Raw genomic sequence first — 6,409 nt, 5'->3', positions numbered from 1 at the left:
CGGGAAATCTTCTCGCCGGAGGTGATACATACGACACTTTATGAATTGCTGAGCATCTGTATTGGTGCGGCAGGATTACTTCTCGCGGTGATTGATTTGATTTTAAAAATCATCGCAATGAAGAAAAAGTGAGCCGTCTGCTGCAATCAGGCGACTCACTAAGTTGTTGAGAGTGTGAGACCTCTCTTCATAATTAGTATAACTTGTCAATGTGTGGCAACCGTCTGGTTTCCACATTTTTATTATACGTTGACATCAAAACAATGTCAATATGATTTATACGCAAACATCCCGATCCGCAAAGCAGGTCGGGATATTTTTTATTCTGTCAAAACAGCTGGCAAAAACTGTTATATCCTCTCACTTTCTCGAATATCCCGTGTATCTTTTGAAAATCTTAATATTTCTTAATGTTTTTCCCATTGTTCCGACTGCAGTTTCATGGTACACTAAGTTTGTACTGTACAACTACCCATTGGGGAAAGGAAGTCTGATTATGATTACACACGTTGCTATGTGGAAATTCGATGATGGCTCAGATGATCTGAGACGTCAGTTTATCGACGGTCTGAACGCACTAGATGGCGTTATCCCGCAGATTCGACACATCAAAGCCTATGAGAGCTGCAATGAAGCCAATGATTTCAACGCAGTCCTTCTCGTCAAGTTTGATTCTTTGGCAGATCTCGCGCTGTACCAAAAAGACCCGCGTCATCTCGCTGTGGCACAAATCGGCAAAGAACATCGCGTATCTCGCGCTTCTATTGATTACAAGGAGTCATAAGTATGGATAATCGTAAGTTTTTGCGTTCGGCCTCTGTTTTGCTGTCCGCCAGTGTCTTGCTCTCCGCATCTGCGTTTGCGCTGGACACTACAGAAAATCCCGTGTCGGATTCTGCCCAAGTTTCTGTATCTGATACGATGCAGCAGTCTTACGGATTAAAAAAATCAGATATTCAAAGAAAGCGTTCGGTTCCCGTCCTCATGTATCACTTGATTTCCGATGATATTTGGGGCAGCCGCGAAATGTTTACTTCACCATCTGTGTTTCGCCAGCAGCTGCAATATCTCAAAGATCACGGTTATCAGACCATCACATTTGAAGATTTAGACCACTTGGAGCTGTATCCCAAGCCGATTTTATTGACCTTTGACGACGGCTATGCAGACAATTACACGACAGTCTACCCAATGCTCAAGGAATTCGGCATGAAAGCGACCTTTTTCGTATTTCCAAACGGTTTGGGCAGACAGCACATGATGACGCGCGAACAAATCAAAGAGTTGTCGGACAGCGGTATTGTCTCAATCCAGAGCCATTCTCTCTCTCATGCGAACATGACGAAGCTGAGTGCATCGCAACAGGAATATGAGATGAAGGAATCGCAGCGGCAAATTCGCGAAATCACCGGTAAAAGTCCGTTCGCTCTCACCTATCCAGAGGGCGGCTATACCAATACCACATTGTCCATTGCAGCCAAATATTATCATTTCGGCATCTGTGCAGGCGGCAATCGCTGGAAGATTTCCGATGCGTTCTACACCATTCCGCGCTATCGAATGCACCGCTCTACGACAATGGCACAGTTTGCCGATTATGTCGATCAATCGGTATCTCGTATTTTTACCGATATATCTGCCTCCCGATGGTCTACGCCATATATTGAGCAGGTATACAGTGCCAATTATATGCGCGGCACGAGCGGCGACACCTTCCAGCCATATAAAACACTGACCCGTGCGGAAAGTGTTCAGGTTTTGTATGCACTGGCAGGAAGACCTGCGGTTTCCGGTCAAACACCGTTCCGCGATGTCTCTTCCTCCGCGTGGTATCATCAGGCTGTTATCTGGGCATATCAGCAGCGCATCACTTCCGGTGTGAGCAAGAACGAATTCAAGCCCAATGATGCTATCACACGCGAGCAGCTCATTGTCATGCTGTATCACTACTGCGGCAGTCCGAATGTCTCGGATACTCTGGCCAAGAAATACTTTGCGGATGCCAATCAGGTGTCGAGTTGGGCACGCCCTGCCATGAACTGGGCCGTTTCCAACGGCATTATTTCCGGCATCCGAAACGGCAACAAACTGTTGCTGTCCCCGCGCAGTAACAGCACCCGCGAGCAAGTCGCAACCATTATTGCCAAGGCGTTCTGCTAAGTCTTTTCTCCCCTGTCGGATTTTCATCCGGCAGGGGTTTTCTTTCGGAAAAAAATCATGTAAAATAGAAGATATAAACGAAAAACCAAATTATAGGAGGTTTGTTTCATGTCCATACAGGAAATCTGCACCGTCCGGGACAATCAGACCCTGGGCAGCAATATTTTTGCGCTCACGATTCATGCGCCAAAGATTGTCGCTCTGGCGAAACCCGGTCAGTTTGTTCATATCACCTGCGGCGATGCCAATCTGCTGCGCCGTCCGATCTCGATTTGTCAGGCACACGATGAAACGCTGAAAATCGTCTTTGTCGTCAAGGGCGAAGGCACCAAGTGGCTGTCTCAGCGCAAGGCTGGCGACACACTGGATATTCTCGGCCCTGTCGGCAACGGCTTTGATTTGACTCGTCTCGGTGACCGTCCGGTATTTATCGGCGGCGGCATCGGTGTTCCGCCGATGCTCCAGACCATGCAGGCCGCACGCGCCAACGGCGCACAGCCTACAGCAATCCTCGGCTTCCGCAACAAAGACGCCGTGATCCTCGAAGAGGATTTTCAGGCTGTCGGCACTGTATATACGGCAACCGATGACGGCTCTTACGGCATTCACGGCTTTGTCTCGGACGTTCTCAAGGAGCATCTGGACGAGTTTACCTCGGTCTGCGCCTGCGGTCCGAAGCCAATGCTGCACGCACTGGCTGATATTGCTGAGGCAAAGGGCATCCCGTGTCAGGTATCCATGGAAGAGCGCATGGGCTGCGGTATCGGCGCATGTCTCGTCTGCGTCTGCTCGCTCAAGAATAAAGACGGCAGCACACGCTATGGTCATGTCTGCAAGGACGGTCCGGTATTTGATTCCAAGGAGGTGCAGTGGTAATGGCTGATCTTCGTGTTAATTTCTGTGGGGTTGAGCTGAAAAACCCAGTAACGACCGCTTCCGGCACCTTTGGTTTCGGTCATGAATATGCAAATTTTTACGATCTCGGAGAGCTGGGCGGTGTCGGTGCCAAGGGTCTGACGCCGGAAGAGCAGCTCGGCAATCCGGCACCGCGCATCGCGGAAACCCCGATGGGTATTTTGAACTGTGTCGGCTTGCAGAACCCGGGTGTTGACCGCTTTATCGAGGAAGAAATTCCATATCTGCGCCAGTTCGATACCAAAATCATCGCCAATGTCTCCGGTCACAGCGTAGAAGAATACGTTGGCATCGTAGAAAAAATTTCGGATGCAGATATTGATCTGATTGAGATGAACATCTCCTGCCCGAACGTCAAGTGCGGCGGTCTGACCTTCGGCACCCAGCCAAAAATGGTTGAAGAAGTGGTTTCCGCTGCCAAGGCTGTGGCAAAGAAGCCGCTGATTGTCAAGCTGACGCCGAATGTCACAGATATCGCAGAGATTGCCCGTGCCGCTGTATCTGCCGGTGCAGATGCGCTGTCGCTGATTAATACGCTGCTGGGTATGCGCATTGACGTAGAGTCCCGCCGCCCGATTCTGTCCAATATCATGGGCGGTCTGTCCGGTCCGGCGGTCTTCCCGGTTGCGGTTCGCATGGTCTATCAGGTACATCAGGCCGTTGACGTGCCGATTATCGGCATGGGCGGCATTCGTACCGGTCGCGATATTGTCGAAATGATGCTCGCAGGTGCAGATGCGGTTGCCATCGGCACAGCTTGCTTCGCTGATCCAATGGCACCGGTCAAGGCTGTACACGAACTGAACGAGTTCTGCGACAGCCACGGCATCAAGTCGGTGACAGAGCTGACAGGAGCACTGCGTCTATGAGTACCACCATCTATCTCGTCCGGCACGCGGAAGCGGAGGGCAATTTAGGCCGCCGCTGCCACGGACACTACGACAGTATGCTCACCCATCGCGGCTTAGAGCAGGCGGAAGTTGTCGGCAAACGCTTTGCCGATACGTATCTGGACGCCGTATATTCCAGCGACTTATGGCGCGCTCGATTTACTGCGATGGCAATCGCCCGCCCGCACAAACTGACCGTCATGGAGCGCCCTGCTCTGCGCGAGATTTACATGGGTGACTGGGAAGATGAAGCGTGGGCAAAGCTGCCGATTGATTACCCGGAATTATATGACACGTGGTGCACGCATCCGTGGGACTGCCGTCCGCCGCACGGCGAGACGATTATGGAAGCCGGTGCTCGTGCTCTGGCGGAAATGCGGCGCATCGCTGAGGAACAGGCGGGAAATACCCTTGCTCTCGTGTGCCACGGCTCTGCCATCCGCGGCATCCTGACGCTTGCGCTGGGACTGCGCGCTGAGGACATGATGCAGGTCGGCTGGGGAGACAACACCTGTGTTGCCAAGATGATTTTCCATGAGGACGGCAGCATTGAGGTGCCCTACCGCAATGACAACTCTCATCTGCCGCAGGAGCTCTCCACCTTTGCTTCGCTCAAATGGAGCGATGATAAAGATGTTCCGGCATCGCCGCAGATGTGGTTCCGCGCCGTCAACTGGGACGATCCGACAGACAAGCAGATGTGCTTATCCATGTTCCACGAGACAGATACCTATCGCAAGACCCCGCTGACCAACGAGCAAATCGAAGCGCGTCTGCGCGGATTCCAACAGGTTCATCCGGAGGCAGTCGCCTTTGGTATGGTTGACCGAGAAATCGGCGGTCTCATCTGCATGAACACCCAAGCTTATCCGGCGGAATCTCCGGTCGGCAAGATGGGCGGCACCTGTATTTTGGAAAAATTCCGCGGTTTTGGCTTTGGCCCGCAGCTCATTACCCATGCTGTGTGTCTGTATCGCCGCCTAGGCAAGCGCGTACTCGAAGCAACTCCAGCGCAGTATAAGCCACATGCCGTGAACTTTTATCGACACAATGATTTTGAACCGTACAGCGAATTTCAAGATGAAAACGGCACATTTGCCGTGCTCAGACGAAATATTTCGGTAAAATAAGCGAAAAAATCCCACTGGATGCAAGCCAGTGGGATTTTTGTCTCTCTTGAATTATTCTGCCTGTGCAAACGCAGGAATATCTCCGACACCATTGAGCACCAAACGCGGGCTGTACGGATAGTTGGCAATATCCTCGCGGCTCGTGACGCCGGACAGCACCAGTACCGTGTCCAGACCCGACTCAATGCCAGCGACAATATCAGTATCCATACGGTCGCCAATCATAACAGCATCTTCCGAGTGCACGCCGAGCAATCGCAGACCGGTGCGCATCATGAGCGGATTCGGCTTGCCGACAAAGTATGCCTTCTTGCCGGTTGCCATCTCAATCGGAGAAATGAGGGCGCGGCAGCCCGGTACAATGCCATTTTCGGTCGGACCCGTCAAATCCGAGTTGGTGCCGATGAGCTTTGCGCCCTTATTGACAAGGCGAACCGCATTGACGATATTATCATAGCTGAACGACTGCGACTCACCAATGACAACGTAATCCGGATCAACATCGTTAATCGTGATGCCTGCTGCAAACAGAGCATTCTGCAAGCCGTGGTCACCGACAGCATACGCGCTGCATCCCGGTGCCTGCAGCTTCAAAAAGTGCGCCGTTGCCAGTGCACTGGTATAAAAGTGCGACTCATCGACATCCAGTCCCATGCGCGCGAGCTTCTGCTGCAATTCGCGCGGCGTCGAATGATTGGAGTTGGTTAGAAACAAAAAGTGCTTGTTCTCCTTTTGCAGCCAGTCGACAAATTCCCGCACACCTGGCAAAATTCGGTTGCCATGATAGATGACACCATCCATATCGCAGATAAATCCACTTTTCTGTCTTAAACGATCCATATGTGATTCCTTTCTTTCCGGCAAAAAGGGGCACCGCACCGCACGTGCAATACCCCTCTGTATCCTCAAACAGTATTGATTGCCGGAACGGTATGTTGTGAAACTATGAGTTAATTTCCAGCTTGGTTTCAGTATATCATAGTTTTTGTGTTATGCAAAGATATTTTTTGTTTCTTTGCTGTTTATTTATTTAGGTCTGCCCACTGCTTGTACTAACCGTCATAAATTCCCGTCAGCTGATCCATAGAAAGATTGTCCAGCGGATTGTCCGCGTTGACTGCCACAGCAATCGCTTGCCTTTCATCGTCTTCACCTCACTGTGCCATGGACGGAACCGGAATGCCGCGTTCAGACAGAGCTTCCATCTGTGCAGGCTCCAATTCTACAAAGCGAATGTTGTCGAGGGTCTCCTCCGCAATATTGACGCTGTTATCTACCATACGTTCTAAGCCGTACAGAATCGCGGAGAAATCG

At 51.1% G+C, this 6,409-nt stretch carries 6 protein-coding genes; 5 read left to right on the top strand and 1 reads right to left on the bottom strand.

Features of this window, described 5'->3' with window-relative positions; genetic code table 11:
• Positions 1-496: 496 nt before the first annotated feature.
• The 5 genes from ACR0P9_RS06240 to ACR0P9_RS06220 all read left to right on the top strand — a co-directional run bounded on the left by ACR0P9_RS06240 (position 497) and on the right by ACR0P9_RS06220 (position 5,095).
• Positions 497-784, top strand: a complete 288-nt coding sequence (locus ACR0P9_RS06240; protein ID WP_432618351.1) for a Dabb family protein — start codon at positions 497-499, stop codon at positions 782-784.
• A gap of 2 nt (positions 785-786) precedes the next feature.
• A complete protein-coding gene (locus tag ACR0P9_RS06235; protein WP_432618349.1) occupies positions 787-2,160 on the top strand; it encodes a polysaccharide deacetylase family protein in 1,374 nt (457 codons plus the stop codon).
• A gap of 108 nt (positions 2,161-2,268) precedes the next feature.
• A complete protein-coding gene (locus tag ACR0P9_RS06230) occupies positions 2,269-3,036 on the top strand; it encodes a dihydroorotate dehydrogenase electron transfer subunit (RefSeq protein WP_432618347.1) in 768 nt (255 codons plus the stop codon).
• Positions 3,036-3,944, top strand: a complete 909-nt coding sequence (locus ACR0P9_RS06225) for a dihydroorotate dehydrogenase (protein ID WP_432618345.1) — start codon at positions 3,036-3,038, stop codon at positions 3,942-3,944. Before ACR0P9_RS06230 ends, ACR0P9_RS06225 begins: the two co-directional genes overlap by 1 nt.
• A complete protein-coding gene (locus ACR0P9_RS06220; RefSeq protein ID WP_432618343.1) occupies positions 3,941-5,095 on the top strand; it encodes a GNAT family N-acetyltransferase in 1,155 nt (384 codons plus the stop codon). The genes ACR0P9_RS06225 and ACR0P9_RS06220 overlap by 4 nt, the downstream gene beginning before the upstream one ends.
• Positions 5,096-5,146: 51 nt before the next feature.
• Here the strand turns inward: ACR0P9_RS06220 and ACR0P9_RS06215 are convergent, their stop codons facing one another.
• On the bottom strand, positions 5,147-5,935 hold the full coding sequence (locus tag ACR0P9_RS06215) for an HAD-IIA family hydrolase (protein ID WP_432618341.1): 789 nt from the start codon (positions 5,933-5,935) through the stop codon (positions 5,147-5,149).
• Between the last annotated feature and the right edge of the window lie 474 nt (positions 5,936-6,409).

The sequence above is a fragment of the Butyricicoccus sp. genome, assembly GCF_050872565.1.
In the GTDB taxonomy this organism is placed as follows: Bacteria; Bacillota; Clostridia; order Oscillospirales; family Butyricicoccaceae; genus Butyricicoccus_A.
This window is presented reverse-complemented; position numbering and strand designations above follow the sequence as displayed.